Below are 19,647 nucleotides of genomic sequence, written 5' to 3'. Positions count from 1 at the left end.
GTCCGCTCCTACGACGGCTGAGGTTTACAGCGTACCGAGCAGCTTGCGCGCCGCCTGGGTGTGGTCGGCGATCAGGCGCTTGAGGTCGAGGCCTTCGACTTCCCCGTCGACGACACGCCAGGTGCCGCCGATCATGATCCGGTCGGCCTTGTCGGCGCCGCACAGCAACAGCGCGGAGAGCGGGTCGTGGCTACCGGAGAAGCGCAGTTCGTCGAGCTTGAACAGCGCAAGGTCCGCCTGCTTGCCCACCGCCAGTTCACCGATGTCGCTGCGGCCGATGAGCTTGGCCGAGCCTTTGGTGGTCCAGCCCAGCGCGCGCTCCGGGGTGATCTGCTCGGCGCCGTAACGCAGGCGCTGGATATACAGGGCCTGGCGGGCTTCGAGGATCATGTTGGAGGCGTCGTTGGAGGCCGAGCCGTCCACGCCGATGCCCACCGGTGCGCCGGCGGCTTCCAGCGCCACGGTCGGGCAGATGCCCGAGGCCAGGCGCATGTTCGAGCTGGGGCAGTGGCAGACACCGGTACCGGCTTCGCCCAGGCGGCGGATTTCCTCGTCGTTGAAGTGAATGCCGTGGGCCAGCCAGGTGCGCGGGCCGAGCCAGCCGACGCTGTCCAGGTAATCCACGGTGCGCTGGCCGAAGCGCTGCAGGCAGAAGTCTTCTTCATCCAGGGTTTCGGCCAGGTGGGTGTGCAGGCGCACGTCTTCGCGCTCGGCCAGTTCGGCGCTGGCGCGCATGATTTCCGGGGTGACCGAGAAGGGCGAGCAGGGCGCCAGGGCGATCTGCACCTGGGCGCCTTCGCCGCGCTGGTGGTACTCGCGGATCAGCCGCTGGCTGTCGTCGAGAATGTCTTCGGCGCTCTGCACGGTCTGTTGCGGCGGCAGGCCGCCATCGGCTTCGCCCAGGCTCATGGAGCCACGGGTGAGCATGGCGCGCATGCCCAGTTCCTGGACCACGCCGGCCTGCACGTCGATGGCCTGCTCAAGGCCGTCGGGGAACAGGTAGTGGTGGTCGGCGGCGGTGGTGCAGCCCGAGAGCAGCAGCTCGGCCAGGGCGACCTTGGTGGCCACGCCGAGCTGGTCAGGGGTCAGGCGCGCCCATACCGGGTACAGGGTCTTCAGCCAGGGGAACAGCGGCTGGTTCACCACCGGCGCCCAGGCGCGGGTAAGGGTCTGGTAGAAGTGGTGGTGGGTGTTGATCAGGCCGGGCGTCAGCACGTGCTGGCTGGCGTCGAAGGTCTGCTGGACGGGAGCCGAGGGCTGCTGGCCGGCAGCGACCAGTTCGACGATGCGGCCGTCCTTGACGACGATGCCGCCACGGGCGTCCTGATCGTTAGCGGTGAAGATGGCCAGCGGGTTGCGCAGCCAGAGACGCGGGGAAGACATGGATGAATTCTCCAAACGGACGGAGCCGTTCGTTCGAGCCGGCTCCATGGGTTCATGGGAAGCCAGCTCAGTGTTCACCCTGTCTGCTGATCCAGGTTCGCTGACTCTGGAGTCAGGCGTGGGCGCATGGTAACGCCCACGGCGCGACTCGTCACCAGTCGATCGTCGTTCCCTGGTAGTCCAGGTAGAACTGGCCGCCACGGCCGGCGTGGCCTTCGACCTGGTCGGCAAGGCCTTTCACGCTGGTCTGCACGTCCAGCGGCGCGGATTCGCCGCCCATATCGGTACGCACCCAGCCCGGATGCAGGTTGAGCACAGTGATGCCGGTTTCGCCCAGCTCGGCGACGAAGCTGCGGGTCAGCGAATTGAGCGCCGCCTTGCTCGCGCGGTACAGCGCCATGCCGCCGGACTCGTTAGCGGCGACGCTGCCCAGTTCGGAGGTCATGAAGGCCAGCACGCCATTGTCGCCGTCGAGGCGCGGCAGCAGGCGTTCGGCCAGGCGCAGCGGTGCGATGGCGTTGACCATGAACAGCTGGCCGACATCGGCGAGATTGGCGTCGATGGCCGACTGGTGCGGCGGGCCGTAGATGCCGGCGTTGATGTAGATGAGATCAAAGCGTGTGCCGGCCAGGGCTTCGGCGAGGCGGTCCTGGGAGTGCACGTCGTCCAGCAGCAGCGACTCGACGCGCACCGGCAGTGCGGCCAGCTCGCCGGGATGGGCGGCGTCGCGCACGGTGGCGGTGACGTCCCAGCCACGGTCCAGCAGTTCGCGCACCAGGCCCAGGCCGAGGCCGCGCGAGGCGCCGATGATCAGGGCAGATTTCGGGGTGGTCATGGCAGGCTCCTGTGGCGGGGAAAGGTGCCCAGCATACGCCAGCGCCGCTCAGTCGTCGGCACGCAGGCGATCCAGGCGCAGGCGCTCGCGCGGGTCGGTCAGCCGCCACAGCGACAGGTACACCGCGCCCAGTGCGGCGATGAATCCGGCGCCGGCGAGCAGGAACATCAGCAGGATCTGGTAGCGCGCGGCATCCAGCGGGTCCATGCCGGCGAGGATCTGGCCGGTCATGATGCCCGGCAGGGTGATGATGCCGGCGGCGGCCATCTGGTTCAGCGTGGGAATCAGCCCGGTGTAGAGCGCGCGGCGGATCGGCCCGCTGAGTGCGGTGTGGCGGTCGGCACCCAGGGCCAGGCGCGCCTCGATGGCCGCGCGCTCGCGGGTGACGTTGGCGAACACCTGGTTCAGCGCCAGGCTGGCGGCGTTCATCGCCGTGCCGAGGATGATGCCCACCAGCGGAATGGCGTGGCGCGCGTCGTACCACGGGGTTGGCCGCAGGCTGCCGGCCAGGGCGAACAGGGCGATGCCCAGGGTGGCGATGCCGACCGCGCTGCCGCCGATGCCCAGGTGCCAGAGGCCGGTCAGCTGCCGGCGCTGCCGCGAGCCAACCTCGAAGGTCGCCGCGCCAAGCATTACGGCGATTACCAGCGCCGTCAGCCAGGGCGAGGACAGTGCAAACACCTGGCGCAGGAAGAATCCCACCAGCACCAGTTGCACCACCAGGCGCGCGGCGGAGATCAGCAGCGTGCGTTGCAGGCCCAGGCGCAGCGCCCAGGACAGCGCCGCCGCCGCGACGATCAGCAGCCCCGCCAGGGCCAGCTCCGGCACGCTCAATTGCAGCGGCGTCATGGGCGCAGCTCCGTCAGTCCGTCGTGGTCCAGGTGCAGCTGCCGCTCGCCGAGGCGCCGCGCCTGTTCAGCATCGTGGGTCACCACCAGCAGGCCCATGCCCTGCGCCTTGGCCGTCAGCAGCAGGCGCTCGACATGCTCGCGACTGTCCGGGTCCAGCGCGGCGGTGGGTTCGTCCAGCAGCAGGAAATGCGGGCGTTGCAGCAGGGCGCGCAGCAGGGCCAGGCGCTGCCGTTCGCCGGTGGACAGGTGCGCGACCTGCGCCTGCAGCCGCGCCGGGTCGAGATTGAGTTGTGGGAGCAGCCGGCGGGCGCCGTCGAGGTCGCTGAAGTGCGCGGCAACGTCGTCTTCCCACCAGCCGGATTCGGCCGGCACATAGGTCACCCAGCGTCGCCAGACATGGGCCGGCTGGCTCTCGCGGTTCACTCCGCCGAGGCTGACCTCGCCCTGGTTCGGGTCGAGGTCGGCGAGCAGGCGCAGCAGCAGGCTCTTGCCGACCCCCGAAGGGCCGCTGAGCACCGTGCAGTGGCCGGGTTCCAGGTCGAGATCGAACGGCCCGCTGAGGGCACCGCGCAGCGCGCGCGCGCTCAACGTGCCGGCGGGAAAGGGGGAAGGGCTCATGGGATTGGCTACGCGACCGTGACGCTGGCGAGGATAGCGCAGCGTCGCGCGTCACCGCAGAAACGACAAGGCCCGGCGTATGCCGGGCCTTGTGGATAAAAAGCCCCGGCGAGTGTGCGCCGGGGCCTGGGCAAGGAGCCCAATCAGTCGGTGGTGATCTTCGAGTGCTTCTGGGTGTCCTTCATGGTCACGTAGACCAGCAGCGAGCAGGCGATGCACGCGGTGACGTACCAGTAGAAGCCGCTCTCCATGCCGACGCTCTTGAACCACAGCGCCACGTACTCGGCGGTGCCGCCGAAGATCGACACGGTCAGTGCGTACGGCAGGCCCACGCCCAGGGCGCGGATTTCGGTGGGGAACAGCTCGGCCTTCACCACGGCGTTGATCGAGGTGTAGCCGCTGACGATGACCAGCGCGGCCATGATCAGGAAGAACGCGCCCCACCAGGTGTCGATGGTGTGCAGGGTGCTGAGGATCGGGTAGGTGAACACGGTGCCCAGCACGCCGAAGGCGATCAGGATCGGGCGACGGCCGATCTTGTCCGACAGCGCGCCGACGATGGGCTGCAGCAGCATGAACAGGAACAGCGTGGCCGCCGAGATCATGGTCGAGTCGTTCTTGCTCATGCCCACGGTGTTCACCAGGTACTTCTGCATGTACGTGGTGTAGGTGTAGAAGGCCAGCGTACCGCCCATGGTCAGGCCGACCACGGTGAGCACTTCCTTGGGATGACGGAACAGGGTGCGGATCAGGCTTTCCTTGGGCTCGTCCTTCTTGGTGCTGAAGGATTCGGTCTCTTCCATGCCGCGACGCAGGAACATGGCCACCACCGCGCACAGCGCGCCGATGAAGAACGGAATACGCCAGCCCCAGCTTTCCAGCTGCTCGACGGTCAGGGTCTGCTGCAGGACGATCAGCACCGCCAGCGCGATGAGCTGGCCGGAGATCAGGGTGACGTACTGGAAGCTGGAGAAGAAGCCGCGCTGCTCCTTGTTGGCCATCTCGCTCAGGTAGGTGGCCGAGGTGCCGTACTCACCGCCGACCGACAGGCCCTGCAGCAGGCGCGCGAGCACCAGCAGGATCGGTGCGCCGACGCCGATGGTTTCATAGCTGGGGGTCAGGGCGATGATCAGCGAGCCGAAGCACATCAGCAGGACCGAGGCCAGCAGCGCCGCCTTGCGGCCCTTGCGGTCGGCATAGATACCCATCAGCCAGCCGCCGATCGGGCGCATCAGGAAGCCCACGGCGAAGATCGCGGCGGTGTTCAGCAACTGGGCGGTCATGTCGCCCTGGGGGAAGAACGCCTTGGCGAAGTACAGCGAGAAGGCGGCGTAGACGTACCAGTCGTACCACTCGACCAGGTTGCCGACCGAGCCACTGAAGATCGACTTGATGCGCTGGGAAGTCGTGCGGGGTGCGGCAGAAGCGGAGACGGCGCTTGCGCTATCCATGGGTGTTCCTCTTGTCGTTGTTGTCGTCAGGCGTGCGGACTACGGGTTACGTCACGCCGGCGCGCCGCGAGGGCAGCGCAGTGTCGAGGGCGATAGCAGGCAGCGTGCCAAGGCGTGAAGGCCGCGTGGCACTAGGGTTTGGTCGATTCATGGGGTGGCGGCGGCAGGCGAAGCGGCGCCGATTGGCGAGGGTGTTGAGCGGAAATCCGCCGATAGGTGGGTGCCTGTAGAGAGGCGCTTCGGCGTGGATTCGGTGGGGGGATTCAGCCAATCGCGGACGGAGTCCGCTCCTACGCGAGGTCAGGCTTCGGGTAGGAGCGGACTCCGTCCGCGATCGGTCCCCGTTGGCACGGTCACCGCTGGCGGAACAAATCCCCCGGCGTAAAGCCGAACAACCCCTTGAACGAGGCGATATACGCCGAGGTGGAGTCATACCCGCAATCCAGCGCCGCCGCCGTGACGCTATCGCCGGCCTCCAGCGAGCCGAGGGAGGCGAGCAGGCGCTGGCGCTGGCGCCACAGGCGGAAGGTCATGCCGGTCTCGCGCTGGAACAGCCGCGACAAGGTCTTCTCCGACGTACCGATGCGCTGCGCCCAGTCACCCAGGGTGTGGCTGTCGGTGGGGTGGTCGATCAGCGTCTGGCACAGCTGCAGCAACCGGCCTTCCTGCGGCATCGGCAGGGAGAAGGCGACCTCCGGCAGGTCGCGCAACTGGTCCAGCAGCACTTCCACCAGCCGCGATTCGGCGCTGTCTCCCTGTGGATAATCCACCGGCAGCTCACAGAAGCTCTTGATCAGCTCCCGCGCCAGCGGCGTTACCTCCAGCACCCGGCAGCGGTCCGGCGCCCAGCGGCAGGCGTCGTCGCGGATGTACAGGCTGCGCATTTCTGCCTGGGTCGAGGTCACCACCTCATGGTCGAGGAAGGCCGGAATCCAGATGGCCCGCTGGGGTGGGGCGAAGAAGCTGCCCTCGGCGGTGTGTACGCCCAGTACGCCGGTGATGGCATAGGACAGCTGCACCCACGCGTGGTGGTGCCGGCTGGTCCAGGAACCTGCGCGTAACCGCTCGGCCCGCGCGTAGACCGGCCGCGGCAGGCGGTCGAGCACTGGAATCAGGCGTTGCAGCTCGGGGGATTGTCCTTTCATCGGTACATCTTCGGAAAGTGTCGCTGATAGCCAAAGTCTGGCAGGCCTGCCCTGGAGCCTCAAGCACGGTGCCTGGCAGAGCCGGGAAACCGCTGAGTCCAGGGCCGCCGACTGCGGCGCAAAGCGTGACCGCCCGGCGGCCCGAGTCAACCTGACAGGTGTAGTCACCGCCCGTGTCTGGCATCATCCGCGCCCGGAAAAACGCGTGGTGTGCTCCGACGGCTGTTGGGTAGATTTCCCACAAGGGAGTTGTATACACAATTTGTGTTGATTCGTTTCAACACAGGTTTGCCATGTATCCAATCTTCCGGTTGGCGGTTGCCATTCCTGTGCTTCCCGATGGCGCGATGCCCTTGAATCAGGCGAAGTTGTCCTGTGAGTCAAGAAATGGCCCGACCCGTGCACCTGCGTCTTCTCTGCCAAAGGAGCGGATCCCGAGGGGTTCGTCATAAAAATGGAACATCTGGTCAGGATTGGCTCCAATCTTGCTTTTCCTCGCCAGGCCTGACCGACCGGACAGGTTCCACCGACAATTAAAAAACGCAACACGACTGCACTGATTAGGAGCAACGCATGACTCGCACTCTCGCATCCCTGCTGCTCGCCGGCGGGCTGCTCGCGGCCGGGCAGGCCATGGCTGGCGGTGAAGACCTGACCCCGGCTCCGGCATCCAATGACGGCCCGCTGATCTGGCACAACGAAAGCCTGACCTACCTGTGGGGCAAGAACTTCAAGGTAGACCCGCCGATCCAGCAGACCTTCACCTTCGAGAGCGCGAGCGCCTGGACCTGGGGTGACATCTGGTTCTTCGTCGACCAGATCAACTACAACGGCAAGGAAAGCGCCACCAACGGCAAGAACACCTACTACGGCGAGTTCAGCCCGCGCCTGTCGTTCGGCAAGATCACCGGCACCGACCTGTCCTTCGGCCCGATCAAGGACGTGCTGCTGGCCAGCACCTACGAGTTCGGCGAAGGCGACGTCGAGTCCTACCTGCTCGGCCCGGGCTTCGACCTGGCGCTGCCGGGCTTCGATTACTTCCAGCTGAACTTCTACTACCGCAAGCCCGATGGCAACCGCGTGCCGTCCGGCGCCTGGCAGATCACCCCGGCCTGGGCCATCACCTTCCCGGTGGGCAACTCCGACATCCTGTTCGACGGCTTCATGGACTGGGTCGTGAACAACAAGGACGCCAGCTCCAGCCGCCGCAACCAGTCGGATTACCACGCCAACCTGCACTTCAACCCGCAGGTGAAGTACGACCTGGGCAAGGCCATGGGTTACGAGGCCAAGCACCTGTACGTCGGTATCGAGTACGACTACTGGTCCGACAAGTACGGCATCAAGGACTCGCAGTTCTTCACCACCGACCAGAACACCGTCAGCGCACTGGTCAAGTACCACTTCTGAGTGGTGTGTCGCCGAACTCCTGCGCGGAGTTCGGCGCCCCGATCCGTTCCAGGTCGCCCTGGAACGGTATCTCCCCAGGCTCTCGGGAATTTCGGAAATTTCTTCCGGACTCTACGATCCTGCCGATAGTCCTCGCTCCTGCATTTCCTCACAGTCCTGCACTCATCTTGTTCCAAGAAAGGACTGTCCAATGAAGAAACTGTTGCTCTCCACCCTGCTTGCCGGCCTCAGCGCCCCGCTGATGGCTGCACCGCCGGGAGCTGTCCAGCCGCTCGACATCCACGAGCAGAGCCACCAGGGCGGCTTCTTCCGCGAGGTCGTGAGAACGGAAGAACCGAAGGTCGACGATTCCGACAAAGCTGCCACAGTCGGCAATCCGGCGGCCGAGGAAGGCGTCGCGTCCGCTGGTGACGCGGTGGCCGTGCCTGGCGAGAGCGCCCCGCTGTCGCTGAGCACTCCGCTGTACGGCGACCTCACCGTCGGCGCGGCCGTGGGTATCGGTGCGGCCGTCGTGGCAGCGGGTGCCGCCCTGGGCAACCACGGCGGTGGCGGCCACCACGGCTCCTCCGGCACCACTGGCACCACCCGGTAAGGATCGCCTCCGGCGCAAGCCGGGGCATCTTCACCGGCGCGGCGGGACCGGCCGACTGGCTGGCGCCGGTTTCCGCCGCTTTCTCTCGGCTTTTGCTTGAATCCCGCTACCCGCCTGGGTTATCCATGCAGCGCCACCGCTCAATGCACGGATATTCCGCATGACCCTCCAGGTACCCGCCCACACCGCACCCAACGGCGAAAAGCCCGCCGGCCGCATTCGCCAGAAGAACGAGGAAGCCATCCTCGCCGCCGCCGAGGAGGAGTTCGCCCGCCATGGCTTCAAGGGCACCAGCATGAACACCATCGCCCAGCGCGTCGGCCTCCCCAAGGCCAACCTGCACTACTACTTCAGCAACAAGCTGGGGCTGTACGTGGCGGTGCTGAGCAACATCCTCGAACTGTGGGACAGCACCTTCAACCACCTCACCGTGGATGACGACCCGGCCGTCGCGCTGGCGGCCTACATCCGCGCCAAGATGGAGTTCTCCCGTCGCTACCCGCAGGCCTCGCGGGTCTTCGCCATGGAGATCATCAGTGGTGGCGAATGCCTCTCCGAACACTTCAGCCAGGACTACCGCACCTGGTTCGCCGGCCGCGCCGCCGTGTTCCAGGCCTGGATCGATGCCGGCAAGATGGACGCCGTGGACCCGGTGAACCTGATCTTCCTGATCTGGAGCAGCACCCAGCACTATGCCGACTTCGCCACCCAGATCGGCTTCGTCACGGGTCGCAAGCGCATGTCCAAGCAGGACTTCAGCGACGCCAGCGACAACCTCATCCGCATCATCCTCAAGGGTTGCGGGCTGACGCCGCCGTCGACCTCGGCATGAGTTTCACCCTGGCCGGCCTCGCCCGGTACGAAGAAGACATCCGCAAGAGCCGTTTCCAGTGCGTCGCCGCACCGATCGCCAGCGAGGCCGAGGCCCAGGCCTTCCTCGCCGCGCATCGGGACGCCAGCGCCGGGCACAACTGCTGGGCGTGGAAGCTGGGCAACCAGTACCGCTTCAGCGATGACGGCGAGCCCGGCGGCACCGCCGGCCGGCCCATGCTGGTGGCCATCGAGGGGCAGGACATGGACCGCGTAGTGGTGGTGGTCAGCCGCTGGTTCGGCGGCATCAAGCTCGGTACAGGCGGCCTGGCCCGCGCCTACGGCGGTTGTGCAGCAAAATGCCTGCAGGACGCCGAACGCATCGAACTGGTGCCCAGCAGCCGGCTGGCCTTCGATTGCACCTTCGCCGAGCACGCGCTGTTCAAGGCGCGAGTCCTTGCGCTCGGTGCCAGCATCGAGGACGAAACCTTCGGTGGGGAGGGCGTGCAGGTGACGGCGGTCCTGCCGACCACCCAGATCGAGCCGTTGCAGAAGCTGCTTGGTGACCTCAGCCGCGGTCGTATTCGGGCGCGCTTGCTGGACGCCTGATTCTTCTCCCCAATCCCCGTGGAACCACCTGTGGATAACCTGTGGCTGGTCGGCTCCTGCCTACGCCGTCCGGAGGCTGCAGCGCATCGCTCATTTTCTGAGCAATTCCTCTTGGGCCTGTTGAGCAAAATATGAACAAGCTGTGGAAAAGATGTGGGTGAAATTCGCCGGAAACCCCACTCGGGATCACTTCTGACCATTCGATGAATTATTCACTGGATTGATGCAGGGCTTACGGGGCCTGGGCTCGGGCATTTGGCTGGATGGGCGGGCAGAGCCCGGCCGGCTGGGGGCAAGTCTCTGGACAATCTGTGGGCAACTTGTGGGCAAGGTGTCTCGTCGTTGAGACACGTCGTGCGCTGATCGGCCGTCATCCACCGCCAGCCATGGCGAAAAGCCTGCCGCTTCGCTTTGGAAATCTGTGGGTAACTCTGGGGAAAAGGCGCCGGCGCATGGCCGGCGCCAGCGCCTTCAAAGGCGGAACTGCGCCATCTGCCGCGCCAGGTCGTCGGCCAGGGTGCGCAGCTCGCGGCATTGCTCGCGGCCATGCTGCACTTCGCGGGTGGTGGCGTGGGCGAGGTCGGCGATGCCCTGCACGTTGCGGTTGATCTCCTCGGTCACCGCCGACTGCTCCTCGGTGGCCGTGGCGACCTGGTGGTTGATGTCGCTGATGCGCTCCACCTGATCGGCGATGGCGCCCAGCGAGGCGCCGGCCTGCTCGCTGGCAGCCAGACTCTGCCCGGTGGTCTGCTGGCTGGATTGCATCGAGCGCACTGCGGCCTCCGCACCGCCCTTCAGGCGCTGGATGATCGTGAGGATTTCGTCGGTCGAGCCCTGGGTGCGGCTGGCCAGCGTGCGCACTTCGTCCGCCACCACCGCGAAGCCACGGCCCAGTTCGCCAGCGCGCGCCGCTTCGATGGCGGCGTTGAGTGCAAGCAGGTTGGTCTGCTCGGAGACGCCGCGGATCACCGCCAGCACCTGGTCGATGCTCGCCACCTGGCCGGCCAGTTCGCCTACCGCGCCGGCAGCCTCGCCGATCTCCCCGGACATGCGCTGGCCGACCTGCAGCGAGCCGCCGACCACCCGCCGTGCTTCGCCGGCTTCGTCGCGCGCCTGCTGCGATGCGCTGGCCGCCTGCTCGGCGTTGCGGGCGATTTCCTGCACCGTGCTGCCCATCTCGTTCACCGCCGTGGCGACCATGTCGGTCATTTCCTGCTGGCGGCCGGCACGGTCGGCGGTGTTATCCACCACCTGTGCCACTTCGCCGACGGTGTGCAGCAACTGCTGGCTGGTGCCGAGCACAGCGCTGATCAGCGCGCGCTGGCCTTCGAGGAAGCGATTGAAGCCGCGCGCCAGGTCGCCCAGTTCGTCCGCGCGGCTGTCGTCCAGGCGGCGGGTGAGGTCGCCCCCGCCACCGCCGATTTCCAGCAACGCACCGGTCACCTGGCGGATCGGCCTGGCGAGGCTGCGCGCCATCAGTACCACCAGCGCCAGGCAGAGCAGGGCGACCACTGCTCCGGCGAGGCCGGAGAAGGCCAGCGCCTCGCGGGCGTCGGCATAGATTTCTGCTTCCGGCACTTCGCTCACCAGGGTCCAGCCCAGGTCATGCAGCGGCAGGCTGACGGCCAGGTAGTCCTCGCCGTTGCGTTCGAAGCGAGCGCTGTGGAAGCCTTGCTGACCGAGCAGAGCACTGGCGGCACTGGCACCGATCAGGTCACCAAGGTTGCGCCCTTTGGGCAGTGCGGCGTCGGGATGAATCTGCACCTGGCCGTCGTTCTTCACCAGGTACACGCGCCCGGACTGGCCGAAGCGGAAGTCGCGGATCAGCGTCGACAGTTCGCGCATCTCGAGGCCCAGACCGGCGATGCCGAGCAGCTTGCCGTCGCGCTCCACACGCTGGTCGATGAACAGCGCCAGTTCGCCGGTGCTGCCGTCGGTGTCGATGTTCCACATGCGCGGCTTGCCGCTGTCGATGAACTGGAAGTACCAGCTGTCCTTCGGCTCGCTGCGGCTCAGCGTGCGCTCCTTGCCCTTGTCGCTGTAGTAAGCGCCGCTGGCGTTGGAGGTGATCAGCGCGGAGAAGGCCTTCTGCGAGGCGCGGATGCCGCCCAGGTAGCGGGTGAATTCAGCCAGTTGCGCGGGGCTTTCGCCAGCGGCCAGCCAGTCCTGCACCAGGGTGTTATCGGCGATCCCTGCCGCTGCGGTGATGGGGCCGGTGAGGCGCTTCTCGAAGTCATTGGCAAACGCCTGGATACTCGCCGGCAGCGCCTGTTCGAGCAGGTAGCGCTCGCTGAGGCGGTTGACCAGCACGGCATACAGGCCGAGGACGATGAGCAGGCTGATGAGCAGGGCGGCGCCCATGCTGAGGATGAGCTGGGTCTGGATACTTCGCAGGCGCATTTTCTTGTTTTCCTCCGAACGCACAACGAAACGCCCGCCGGGTGGCGGGCGAAGAGACGGGGTCGTTGAGTGTATCGGCGGCAGCGGGAAAAACTGTTGTCCCACTGGTCAGGTTTTTGCGTCCGCTGGCGTGTCGCTGCACGCACCTTCGCTACATAGCGCGGCCCATTCCACTCCTTCACGCGTCTGCCGGGCGGGGGCGTCCTGGTGATAGCGGGCGATGACCTGGGCGGCCACCGAGATGGCTACTTCCAGCGGGCGTTTGCCGGGCACTTCGGACAAGCCGATGGGGCAATGCATCTGCTCGATCACCTGCTGTGGATAACCGTGCTGTTCCAGCCTCATCTGGAAGCGCCGCGCCTTGGTGCGCGAGCCGATCATGCCGAGAAAGCCGGCGTCGCCGCGCTTGAGCACGGCCTCGGCGATGGCGTAGTCCAGCGGGTGGTTGTGGGTCATGACCAGGAAGTAGCTGCCCGGTGGCGCTTCGTGCACGGCGTCCTCGGGTTCCTCCAGCAGGCGCATGCGCACGCCGTCGGGAACGGCTTTGGGAAATTCCGCGGCGCGGCTGTCCACCCATTCCAGGCGCAACGGCAAACCTGCCAGCAATGGCGCGAGGGCGCGGCCCACGTGCCCGGCACCGAACAGCACGACCTGTGGCCCACGTGCGGCAAAGCATTCGAACAGCAGGCTGGCACGCCCGCCGCAGCATTGGCCCAGCCGTGCGCCGAGAGGGAAGTGCTCCAGCGCCTGGCGATCCTTGCCGGCCAGCAGCAACTGGCGGGCGTGCTCGATGGCGGCGAACTCCAGGTGGCCGCCGCCGATGGTGTCGAAGGTTTCCCCGGCGGTGACCAGCATCTTGCTGCCGGATTCGCGGGGCGTGGAGCCCTGCACGCCGATCACGGTGACCAGCACGTAGCCCTCGGCGCTGTCGCGCAGGCTTGCGATGGCATCCATCCAGTTGCGGGTCATGCTTGGTTCTCCTGGCGCATCGCCTCACAGGCCCAGAGTACCCGCTCCGGCGTCGCCGGCGTATCCAGGTCGGGGCTCAGCCGATAGTCCGCGAGGCTGGCGATGGCGTCGCGCAGCGCCGACCACACCGAGATCGCCAGCATGAACGGCGGTTCGCCCACGGCCTTGGACAGGTACACGCTGTCCTCCTCGTTGGGGCGCTCGAACAGCGCCACGCGAAAGTCCTCTGGCGTGTCGCTCACCGCTGGGATCTTGTAGGTCGCGGGGCCCACCGTGAGCAGCTTGCCGGAGTCGTCCCAGCGCAGCTCCTCGGTGGTCAGCCAACCCATGCCCTGGATGAATCCGCCTTCGATCTGGCCGATGTCGATGGCCGGGTTCACGCTGCGGCCGACGTCGTGGAGGATGTCCACGCGCTGGACGCGGTACTCGCCGGTCAGCGTGTCCACCTCCACCTCGGACACCGCCGCCCCGTAGGCGAAGTAGAAGAACGGATGGCCCTGGCCCTTCTCGCGGTCGTAGAAGATTTTCGGCGTGCGGTAGAAACCGGTGGCGGAAAGCTGGATGCGCGCGAAGTACGCGGCCTGGATGGCTTCGGTGAAGCTCACGTGCTGCGTCCCGATGGTCACGCCGCCGTGCTCGAAGCGAACCTCCTGTGGCTTTACGCCATCGCGTTCGGCGAGAAAATCGATCAGCCGCTTCTTCAGCGTGCGCGCGGCATCGCGGGCGGCCATGCCGTTCAGGTCGGTACCGCTGGAAGCGGCGGTGGGCGAGGTGTTGGGCACCTTGTCGGTACGCGTTGCGGTGATCACCACGCGCTCCAGCGGCACCTGGAATTCCTCGGCGACGATCTGCGCGACCTTGGTGTTCAGCCCCTGGCCCATCTCGGTGCCGCCGTGGTTCAGCTGAATGCTGCCATCGGTGTAGAGGTGGACCAGCGCGCCCGCCTGATTCAGGTGCTGCGCGGTGAAGGAAATGCCGAACTTCACCGGAGTCAGTGCGAGGCCTTTCTTCAGCACCGCGCTCTGCGTGTTGAATGCGTGGATCGCTGCGCGCCGCGTGGCGTAGTCGCTGCTTTGCTCCAGCCGCGCGATCAACTCGCCCAGCAGGTTGTGCTCGACCTTCTGGTGGTAGGGCGTCAACTCGCGCCCCATTCCTCCGTAGAGGTTGAGTTTGCGCACGTCGAGCGGGTCCTTGCCCACCGCGCGGGCGATGTCGTCCATGGCGCGCTCGATGATCATCATCCCCTGCGGCCCGCCGAAGCCGCGGAAGGCGGTGTGCGAGACGATGTTGGTGAAGCTGCGGTAGCCCGAGATGGCCACGTCGGGGATGAAGTAGGCGTTGTCGGCGTGGAACATCGCGCGGTCGACGATGGCGTCGGAGAGGTCCGGCGAATGGCCGCAGTCGCCCACCAGTTCCAGCTGCGCGGCGAGCAACCGGCCCCCATCGTCGAAGCCGATGCGGTAGCGGTTGTGGAAGGGGTGGCGCTTGCCGGTCAGGCGCATGTCATCGGCGCGTGGCAGACGCAGTTTCACGGCTTGCCCGGTCTTGCGTGCGAGCAGCGCGGCGAGACAGGCGAAGGGCGCGGCCTGAGTTTCCTTGCCGCCGAAGCCGCCGCCCATGCGGCGCACTTCCACGGTGACCTTGGCCAGCGGGATCGCCAGTACCTCGGCTACCAGTTTCTGCACTTCGCTCGGGTGCTGGCTGGAGGTGTGCACCAGCATGCCACCGTCGTCGCCGGGCAGCGCCAGCGAAGCCTGGCCTTCGAGGTAGAAATGCTCCTGGCCGCCGATGAACTGGTGAGCTTCCAGCACGTGCGGGGCATTCTCCAGCGCCGTTTGCGCATCGCCCCGGCGCATGTGGTGCGGCGGCCGTACGAAGCGTTCCTCGGCCTTGGCCTTGAGCGGATCGATCAGCGGCTCTTCCTTAGCGTATTCGACCTTCACCAGACGTACCGCCCGGCGTGCCTGGATCAGCGTTTGGGCGGCGACGGCGAACAGCGCCTGGCCGTGGTACTTCACCCGGTCGCCGGCCAGCAGCGGGTCACCGGGAAAGACCGGACCGATATCGGTGTGGCCGGGAACGTCTTCCAGGGTCAGCACGGCAATGACGCCGGGTGCGCTGCGAACCGCATCAAGGTTGAGGGAGAGCACGGCACCGCAGGCGATTTCAGTCAGGCCGACGGCGGCGTGCAGGAGCTCGCGCGGCTCCTTCAGGTCGTCCACGTAGCGCGCGGCGCCGCTGACGTGCAGCGCCGCGCTGTCGTGTTCGCGAGGCTGGCCCGCGCTGTGGATGGCGACCGCGACGCCATTGCTGGCCAGTGGTGGCAGGCTACGCATGGCGCACCTCCGCGGCGTTATCGGACCATTCCAGTAGTGCGCGCTGCAGCAGGTTCTGCGCCACCTTCAGGCGATAGGCGGCGCTGGCGCGCAGGTCGTCGATGGGTTGGAAATCCTCCGGGATCGCGGCCTGCGCCGCAGCGATGGCCGCCGAGTCGAATGGCCTGCCGCGCAGCGCCGCTTCAGTCCGCAGGCCGCGCAGGGGCGTGGCCGCCATACCGCCGCAGGCGAGGCGCACGTCGGTGACGATGGCGTTGTCATCGAGGTCCAGTCGCAGCGCCATGCACACGGCGGAAATGTCGTCGTCGCGGCGTTTGGACACCTTGTCGACACGGAACCGCTGGTGGCTGCCCAGGCGCGGGATCAGCACCGCTTCGATGTACTCGCCGGGCTGCAGGACGGTCTTGCGATAGCCGGTGAAGAATCCATCGACAGGCACCTCGCGCACGGCTCCCGACTGGCGCAGGCGCAACGTCGCATCCAGGGCCAGCAATACCGGCGGTATGTCGCCGATGGGCGAGGCGTTGGCGATGTTGCCGCCCAGGGTGCCGCGCTGGCGGATCTGCAGGGAGCCGAGGCGTTCCAGCAAGGCGCTCACGCCGGGGAATTCGTCCAGTGCAGCGAGGCAATCGGCATAGGGGCGCGCGGCGCCGATCAGCAGGTGGTCGGCATGGACTTCCAGGCGTTGCAGCTCGTCGACGCGGTCGAGGTGGATCAGCGCCGGGAAGGCTTTGAGGTTCTGCGTCGCTTCAAGCGCCAGGTCAGTGCCGCCGGCGATCAGCCGCGCCTGCGGGTGGCGCTGAAGCAAGTCGTCCAGCTCGTCCTGCGAACCGGGCAACCAGGCCTGCGCCTCGCCTTCGCCCAGCGTGCCGGCTGTGGATATCTCCCGCAGGCGGGCGACGATCAGGGCGCCGTTCTGCTCGAAGCTGTCCAGGCACGGCTGTCCGGCGATCTGCGCGGCAGCGTCGAGGATCGGCCGGTAGCCGGTGCAGCGGCACAGGTTGCCCGAAAGTGCCGTCAGCGCCGTCTCGCGGTTGTGTGGCGGCGGCGAATGGCGCCAGGCGAACAGCGACATGACGATGCCGGGTGTGCAGAAGCCGCACTGCGAGCCGTGGCAATCGACCATGGCCCGTTGAACCGGGTGCAGCGCGCCTGGTTCGCCCAGGTGCTCGACGGTCAGCACCTGGCGTCCGTGGACCGCCCCCAGCAACGTGATGCAGGCGTTCACCGCACGGTAGCGCAGGGCTTCGCCCTCGGGCTCGGCGAGCACCACGGTGCAGGCGCCGCAGTCTCCCGAGGCGCAGCCCTCCTTGGTGCCGGTGCGGGCGCGGTAGATGCGCAGGTAGTCGAGCAGGCTGGTCTCGGGCGCGAACCCGTCGGCCTGGACTGCTTCTTCGCCGAGCAGGAACTGGATCATCGGGAGTCCTCGTCGTCATGCGTGCGGCGTGCCGCTTCGCGAAGGCTGACCGGAACGGGCGAGAACCCTGCGTTAGCGGCCCACGCAAACAAGCATAGGCGCGTGGGCGGGCAGGGCAAAAAAGCAGGGGTTGGCAAGGCAGGGTGGGGCACCGTACGTCGCATCCGCCGTTGCCCTTCAGTAGCTTTCACGCCAAGGTGTCAGGACCGGTGCCAGCCGCCGGACTCAGGGGGGAGGGCTCGAAGCCGCCAGGCAGAGCCCTTGAAGCGGGTATTCAGATGTAGGATGCCGCGTTTCGCTTGATAGGAAACTTCTTCCTTTTATAGTTACCCTCATAGAAAGACTCAATATTCCTAATGCCCTAAATCAATGGGCCTTTTCTGTCATCAGACGATAATCTTCTACCTGTCGAATTTCTAACGATCGACCCACTCGATTAAACGACAACTCTCTACGAGGAATTGCCTAATGAACCTGATCAACACCCAAGTCCAACCGTTCAAGGTCAACGCTTTCCACAATGGCAAGTTCATCGAAGTCACCGAGCAGTCCCTGAAGGGCAAGTGGTCGGTTCTGATCTTCATGCCGGCAGCCTTCACCTTCAACTGCCCGACCGAGATCGAAGACGCCGCCAACAACTACGCTGCGTTCCGTGACGCTGGTACCGAGGTTTACATCGTGACCACCGACACCCACTTCTCCCACAAGGTGTGGCACGAAACCTCCCCGGCTGTTGGCAAGGCTCAGTTCCCGCTGATCGGCGACCCGACCCACCAGCTGACCAACGCTTTCGGCGTGCACATCCCGGAAGAAGGCCTGGCCCTGCGCGGCACCTTCGTGATCAACCCGGAAGGCGTGATCAAGACCGTCGAAATCCACTCCAACGAGATCGCTCGTGACGTCGGCGAAACCCTGCGCAAGCTGAAAGCTGCCCAGTACACCGCCGCTCACCCGGGCGAAGTCTGCCCGGCCAAGTGGAAAGAAGGCGAGAAGACCCTGGCTCCGTCCCTGGACCTGGTCGGCAAGATCTAAGAACGGCCGGGAAGCGGTTGCGCGGCAGTTCCTGCCGCGCAACCACCGGGCGCCCGCCCACAGCGCTTCCCCCACCGTTTTGCAGTACCCCGAGGATGCCTACCGGCATCCTCCCTGCCTAAAGCCAAAAGCGTGCGCAGGGTGGGCCAGAAGGCTCGCCGGGGAACCCCTTTGCTCAAATTCCGAGGATCTGGATCATGTTGGACGCCACTCTTAAAACCCAGTTGAAGGCCTACCTGGAAAAGGTTCAGCAGCCGTTCGAGATCGTCGCTTCCCTCGATGACAGCGACAAATCCCGCGAACTGAGCGAACTGCTGCACGACATCGTCGGCCTGACCGACAAGATCACCCTGCGAGAAGATGGCAGCGACGCCCGCAAGCCGTCCTTCTCGCTGAACCGCCCGGGGGCGAACATCGGCCTGACTTTCGCCGGTATCCCCATGGGCCACGAATTCACTTCCCTGGTGCTGGCGCTGCTGCAGGTCGGCGGTCACCCGTCCAAGCTCGAGGCCGATGTGATCGAGCAGGTCAAGGGCGTGCAGGGCAAGTTCGAGTTCGAAACCTACTTCTCGCTGTCCTGCCAGAACTGCCCGGACGTGGTGCAGGCGCTGAACCTGATGGCCGTGCTCAACCCGAACATCCGCCACGTCGCCATCGACGGCGCGCTGTTCCAGGATGAAGTCGAGCAGCGCCAGATCATGTCGGTGCCGAGCATCTACCTGAACGGCGAAGTGTTCAGCCAGGGCCGCATGGGCGTGGAAGAAATCCTCGCCAAGATCGACACCGGCGCCGCTGCCCGCGAAGCCGAGAAGCTGTCGGCCAAGGAAGAGTTCGACGTACTGGTCGTCGGCGGTGGCCCGGCTGGCGCCGCGGCGGCGATCTACGCCGCCCGCAAGGGCATCCGCACCGGCGTTGCCGCCGAGCGTTTCGGCGGCCAGGTGCTGGACACCATGGCCATCGAGAACTTCATCTCGGTGACCGAGACCGAAGGCCCGAAACTGGCTCGCCAGCTCGAAGAGCACGTCAAGCACTACGAAGTCGACATCATGAACCTGCAGCGCGCCAGCGCGCTGATTCCGGCCAAGAGCGTCGGCGGCCTGCACGAAGTGCAGTTCGAGGGCGGCGGCAGCCTGAAGGCCAAGTCCGTGATCCTGGCCACCGGCGCCCGCTGGCGTGAAATGGGCGTGCCGGGCGAGAAAGAGTACAAGGCCAAGGGCGTGTGCTTCTGCCCGCACTGCGACGGCCCGCTGTTCAAGGGCAAGCGCGTGGCAGTGATCGGCGGCGGCAACTCCGGCGTCGAAGCGGCCATCGACCTGGCTGGCATCGTGTCCCACGTGACCCTGCTGGAGTTCGACAGCAAGCTGCGCGCCGACGCCGTGCTGCAACGCAAGCTGTTCAGCCTGCCGAACGTGGACGTGATCACCAGCGCGCTGACCAGCGAAGTGAAAGGCGATGGCCAGAAGGTCACCGGCCTGGTCTACAAGGACCGCAACTCGGAAGAGTTCAAGTCCATCGAGCTGGAAGGCATCTTCGTGCAGATCGGCCTGCTGCCCAACAGCGAATGGCTCAAGGGCACCATCGAACTGAGCCCGCGTGGCGAGATCATCGTCGATGCTCGCGGCGAGACTTCGCTGCCGGGCATCTTCGCCGCCGGTGATGTGACCACCGTTCCGTACAAGCAGATCGTGATCGCGGTCGGCGAAGGCGCCAAGGCGTCGCTCTCCGCTTTCGACCACCTGATCCGCTCCTCCGCGCCAGCCTGATGACCTCGCGCTAGAGAAAGAAAACG

General features: G+C 66.2%; 16 protein-coding genes and 1 pseudogene. 6 read left to right on the top strand and 11 right to left on the bottom strand.

Going from position 1 to position 19,647, the window contains the following annotated elements; genetic code table 11:
* Positions 1-24 precede the first annotated feature (24 nt).
* From G4G71_RS01980 to G4G71_RS01955, 6 genes are all read right to left on the bottom strand, one after another.
* Positions 25-1,383: an 8-oxoguanine deaminase gene (locus tag G4G71_RS01980; protein WP_169935198.1), complete on the bottom strand. Its 1,359-nt coding sequence runs from the start codon at positions 1,381-1,383 to the stop codon at positions 25-27.
* A 151-nt stretch (positions 1,384-1,534) separates the two neighbouring features.
* Entirely contained in the window at positions 1,535-2,218 is a 684-nt protein-coding gene (locus G4G71_RS01975; protein ID WP_169935197.1) for an SDR family oxidoreductase, read from the bottom strand.
* A 48-nt stretch (positions 2,219-2,266) separates the two neighbouring features.
* On the bottom strand, positions 2,267-3,067 hold the full coding sequence (locus tag G4G71_RS01970; protein WP_054910291.1) for an ABC transporter permease: 801 nt from the start codon (positions 3,065-3,067) through the stop codon (positions 2,267-2,269).
* On the bottom strand, positions 3,064-3,687 hold the full coding sequence (locus G4G71_RS01965; protein WP_169935196.1) for an ABC transporter ATP-binding protein: 624 nt from the start codon (positions 3,685-3,687) through the stop codon (positions 3,064-3,066). The genes G4G71_RS01970 and G4G71_RS01965 overlap by 4 nt, the downstream gene beginning before the upstream one ends.
* 143 nt (positions 3,688-3,830) lie before the next feature.
* Positions 3,831-5,138, bottom strand: a complete 1,308-nt coding sequence (locus tag G4G71_RS01960; RefSeq protein WP_045213459.1) for an MFS transporter — start codon at positions 5,136-5,138, stop codon at positions 3,831-3,833.
* Between the two features lie 353 nt (positions 5,139-5,491).
* Entirely contained in the window at positions 5,492-6,283 is a 792-nt protein-coding gene (locus G4G71_RS01955; RefSeq protein WP_169935195.1) for an AraC family transcriptional regulator, read from the bottom strand.
* A gap of 573 nt (positions 6,284-6,856) precedes the next feature.
* Here G4G71_RS01955 and G4G71_RS01950 point away from each other — a divergent pair.
* The 4 genes from G4G71_RS01950 (at position 6,857) to G4G71_RS01935 (ending at position 9,704) form a co-directional block, all read left to right on the top strand.
* On the top strand, positions 6,857-7,693 hold the full coding sequence (locus G4G71_RS01950) for an outer membrane protein OmpK (RefSeq protein ID WP_024766263.1): 837 nt from the start codon (positions 6,857-6,859) through the stop codon (positions 7,691-7,693).
* A gap of 190 nt (positions 7,694-7,883) precedes the next feature.
* The gene (locus tag G4G71_RS01945) at positions 7,884-8,285 is read left to right on the top strand and encodes a hypothetical protein (RefSeq protein ID WP_169935194.1); all 402 of its coding nucleotides are present in this window, start codon (positions 7,884-7,886) and stop codon (positions 8,283-8,285) included.
* A 160-nt stretch (positions 8,286-8,445) separates the two neighbouring features.
* Complete coding sequence (locus G4G71_RS01940; RefSeq protein ID WP_169935193.1) at positions 8,446-9,117, top strand: TetR/AcrR family transcriptional regulator; 672 nt, start codon at positions 8,446-8,448, stop codon at positions 9,115-9,117.
* A complete protein-coding gene (locus tag G4G71_RS01935; protein WP_169935192.1) occupies positions 9,114-9,704 on the top strand; it encodes an IMPACT family protein in 591 nt (196 codons plus the stop codon). Before G4G71_RS01940 ends, G4G71_RS01935 begins: the two co-directional genes overlap by 4 nt.
* A 471-nt stretch (positions 9,705-10,175) precedes the next feature.
* Here G4G71_RS01935 and G4G71_RS30155 read toward each other — a convergent pair whose 3' ends face one another.
* The 5 genes and pseudogenes from G4G71_RS30155 to xdhA form a co-directional block, all read right to left on the bottom strand.
* A complete protein-coding gene (locus tag G4G71_RS30155) occupies positions 10,176-10,880 on the bottom strand; it encodes a methyl-accepting chemotaxis protein (protein WP_420826002.1) in 705 nt (234 codons plus the stop codon).
* 210 nt (positions 10,881-11,090) lie between these two features.
* Positions 11,091-12,065, bottom strand: a pseudogene (locus G4G71_RS30150) (cache domain-containing protein); the annotation flags it as partial.
* A gap of 147 nt (positions 12,066-12,212) precedes the next feature.
* Positions 12,213-13,073: a xanthine dehydrogenase accessory protein XdhC gene (gene xdhC / locus G4G71_RS01925; RefSeq protein ID WP_169935190.1), complete on the bottom strand. Its 861-nt coding sequence runs from the start codon at positions 13,071-13,073 to the stop codon at positions 12,213-12,215.
* On the bottom strand, positions 13,070-15,409 hold the full coding sequence (xdhB, locus tag G4G71_RS01920; protein WP_169935189.1) for a xanthine dehydrogenase molybdopterin binding subunit: 2,340 nt from the start codon (positions 15,407-15,409) through the stop codon (positions 13,070-13,072). Before xdhB ends, xdhC begins: the two co-directional genes overlap by 4 nt.
* Complete coding sequence (gene xdhA, locus G4G71_RS01915; protein WP_169935188.1) at positions 15,402-16,826, bottom strand: xanthine dehydrogenase small subunit; 1,425 nt, start codon at positions 16,824-16,826, stop codon at positions 15,402-15,404. Before xdhA ends, xdhB begins: the two co-directional genes overlap by 8 nt.
* A 468-nt stretch (positions 16,827-17,294) precedes the next feature.
* On the opposite strand from xdhA, the gene ahpC reads away from it, so the two are divergent.
* Positions 17,295-17,858, top strand: a complete 564-nt coding sequence (ahpC, locus tag G4G71_RS01910) for an alkyl hydroperoxide reductase subunit C (RefSeq protein ID WP_037016170.1) — start codon at positions 17,295-17,297, stop codon at positions 17,856-17,858.
* Between the two features lie 197 nt (positions 17,859-18,055).
* Positions 18,056-19,621, top strand: a complete 1,566-nt coding sequence (ahpF, locus tag G4G71_RS01905) for an alkyl hydroperoxide reductase subunit F (RefSeq protein WP_054910280.1) — start codon at positions 18,056-18,058, stop codon at positions 19,619-19,621.
* Positions 19,622-19,647: the final 26 nt, after the last annotated feature.

This window comes from Pseudomonas multiresinivorans (assembly GCF_012971725.1).
Classification (GTDB): domain Bacteria; phylum Pseudomonadota; class Gammaproteobacteria; order Pseudomonadales; family Pseudomonadaceae; genus Pseudomonas; species Pseudomonas multiresinivorans.
Note: the sequence above shows the minus strand (reverse complement) of the source record. Positions and strands in the feature narration are given on the sequence as shown.

What these genes read in the sequence shown, in the direction of transcription:
- G4G71_RS01945 (WP_169935194.1), top strand. Translation starts at nt 7,884, where the DNA reads ATGAAGAAACTGTTGCTCTCCACCCTGCTTGCCGGCCTCAGCGCCCCG.
- ahpC (WP_037016170.1), top strand. Translation starts at nt 17,295, where the DNA reads ATGAACCTGATCAACACCCAAGTCCAACCGTTCAAGGTCAACGCTTTC.
- G4G71_RS01960 (WP_045213459.1), bottom strand. Translation starts at nt 5,138, where the DNA reads ATGGATAGCGCAAGCGCCGTCTCCGCTTCTGCCGCACCCCGCACGACT.
- G4G71_RS01950 (WP_024766263.1), top strand. Translation starts at nt 6,857, where the DNA reads ATGACTCGCACTCTCGCATCCCTGCTGCTCGCCGGCGGGCTGCTCGCG.
- xdhB (WP_169935189.1), bottom strand. Translation starts at nt 15,409, where the DNA reads ATGCGTAGCCTGCCACCACTGGCCAGCAATGGCGTCGCGGTCGCCATC.
- G4G71_RS01970 (WP_054910291.1), bottom strand. Translation starts at nt 3,067, where the DNA reads ATGACGCCGCTGCAATTGAGCGTGCCGGAGCTGGCCCTGGCGGGGCTG.
- G4G71_RS01975 (WP_169935197.1), bottom strand. Translation starts at nt 2,218, where the DNA reads ATGACCACCCCGAAATCTGCCCTGATCATCGGCGCCTCGCGCGGCCTC.
- G4G71_RS01955 (WP_169935195.1), bottom strand. Translation starts at nt 6,283, where the DNA reads ATGAAAGGACAATCCCCCGAGCTGCAACGCCTGATTCCAGTGCTCGAC.
- G4G71_RS01940 (WP_169935193.1), top strand. Translation starts at nt 8,446, where the DNA reads ATGACCCTCCAGGTACCCGCCCACACCGCACCCAACGGCGAAAAGCCC.
- G4G71_RS01935 (WP_169935192.1), top strand. Translation starts at nt 9,114, where the DNA reads ATGAGTTTCACCCTGGCCGGCCTCGCCCGGTACGAAGAAGACATCCGC.
- G4G71_RS01965 (WP_169935196.1), bottom strand. Translation starts at nt 3,687, where the DNA reads ATGAGCCCTTCCCCCTTTCCCGCCGGCACGTTGAGCGCGCGCGCGCTG.
- ahpF (WP_054910280.1), top strand. Translation starts at nt 18,056, where the DNA reads ATGTTGGACGCCACTCTTAAAACCCAGTTGAAGGCCTACCTGGAAAAG.
- xdhC (WP_169935190.1), bottom strand. Translation starts at nt 13,073, where the DNA reads ATGACCCGCAACTGGATGGATGCCATCGCAAGCCTGCGCGACAGCGCC.
- xdhA (WP_169935188.1), bottom strand. Translation starts at nt 16,826, where the DNA reads ATGATCCAGTTCCTGCTCGGCGAAGAAGCAGTCCAGGCCGACGGGTTC.
- G4G71_RS01980 (WP_169935198.1), bottom strand. Translation starts at nt 1,383, where the DNA reads ATGTCTTCCCCGCGTCTCTGGCTGCGCAACCCGCTGGCCATCTTCACC.
- G4G71_RS30155 (WP_420826002.1), bottom strand. Translation starts at nt 10,880, where the DNA reads ATGGGCAGCACGGTGCAGGAAATCGCCCGCAACGCCGAGCAGGCGGCC.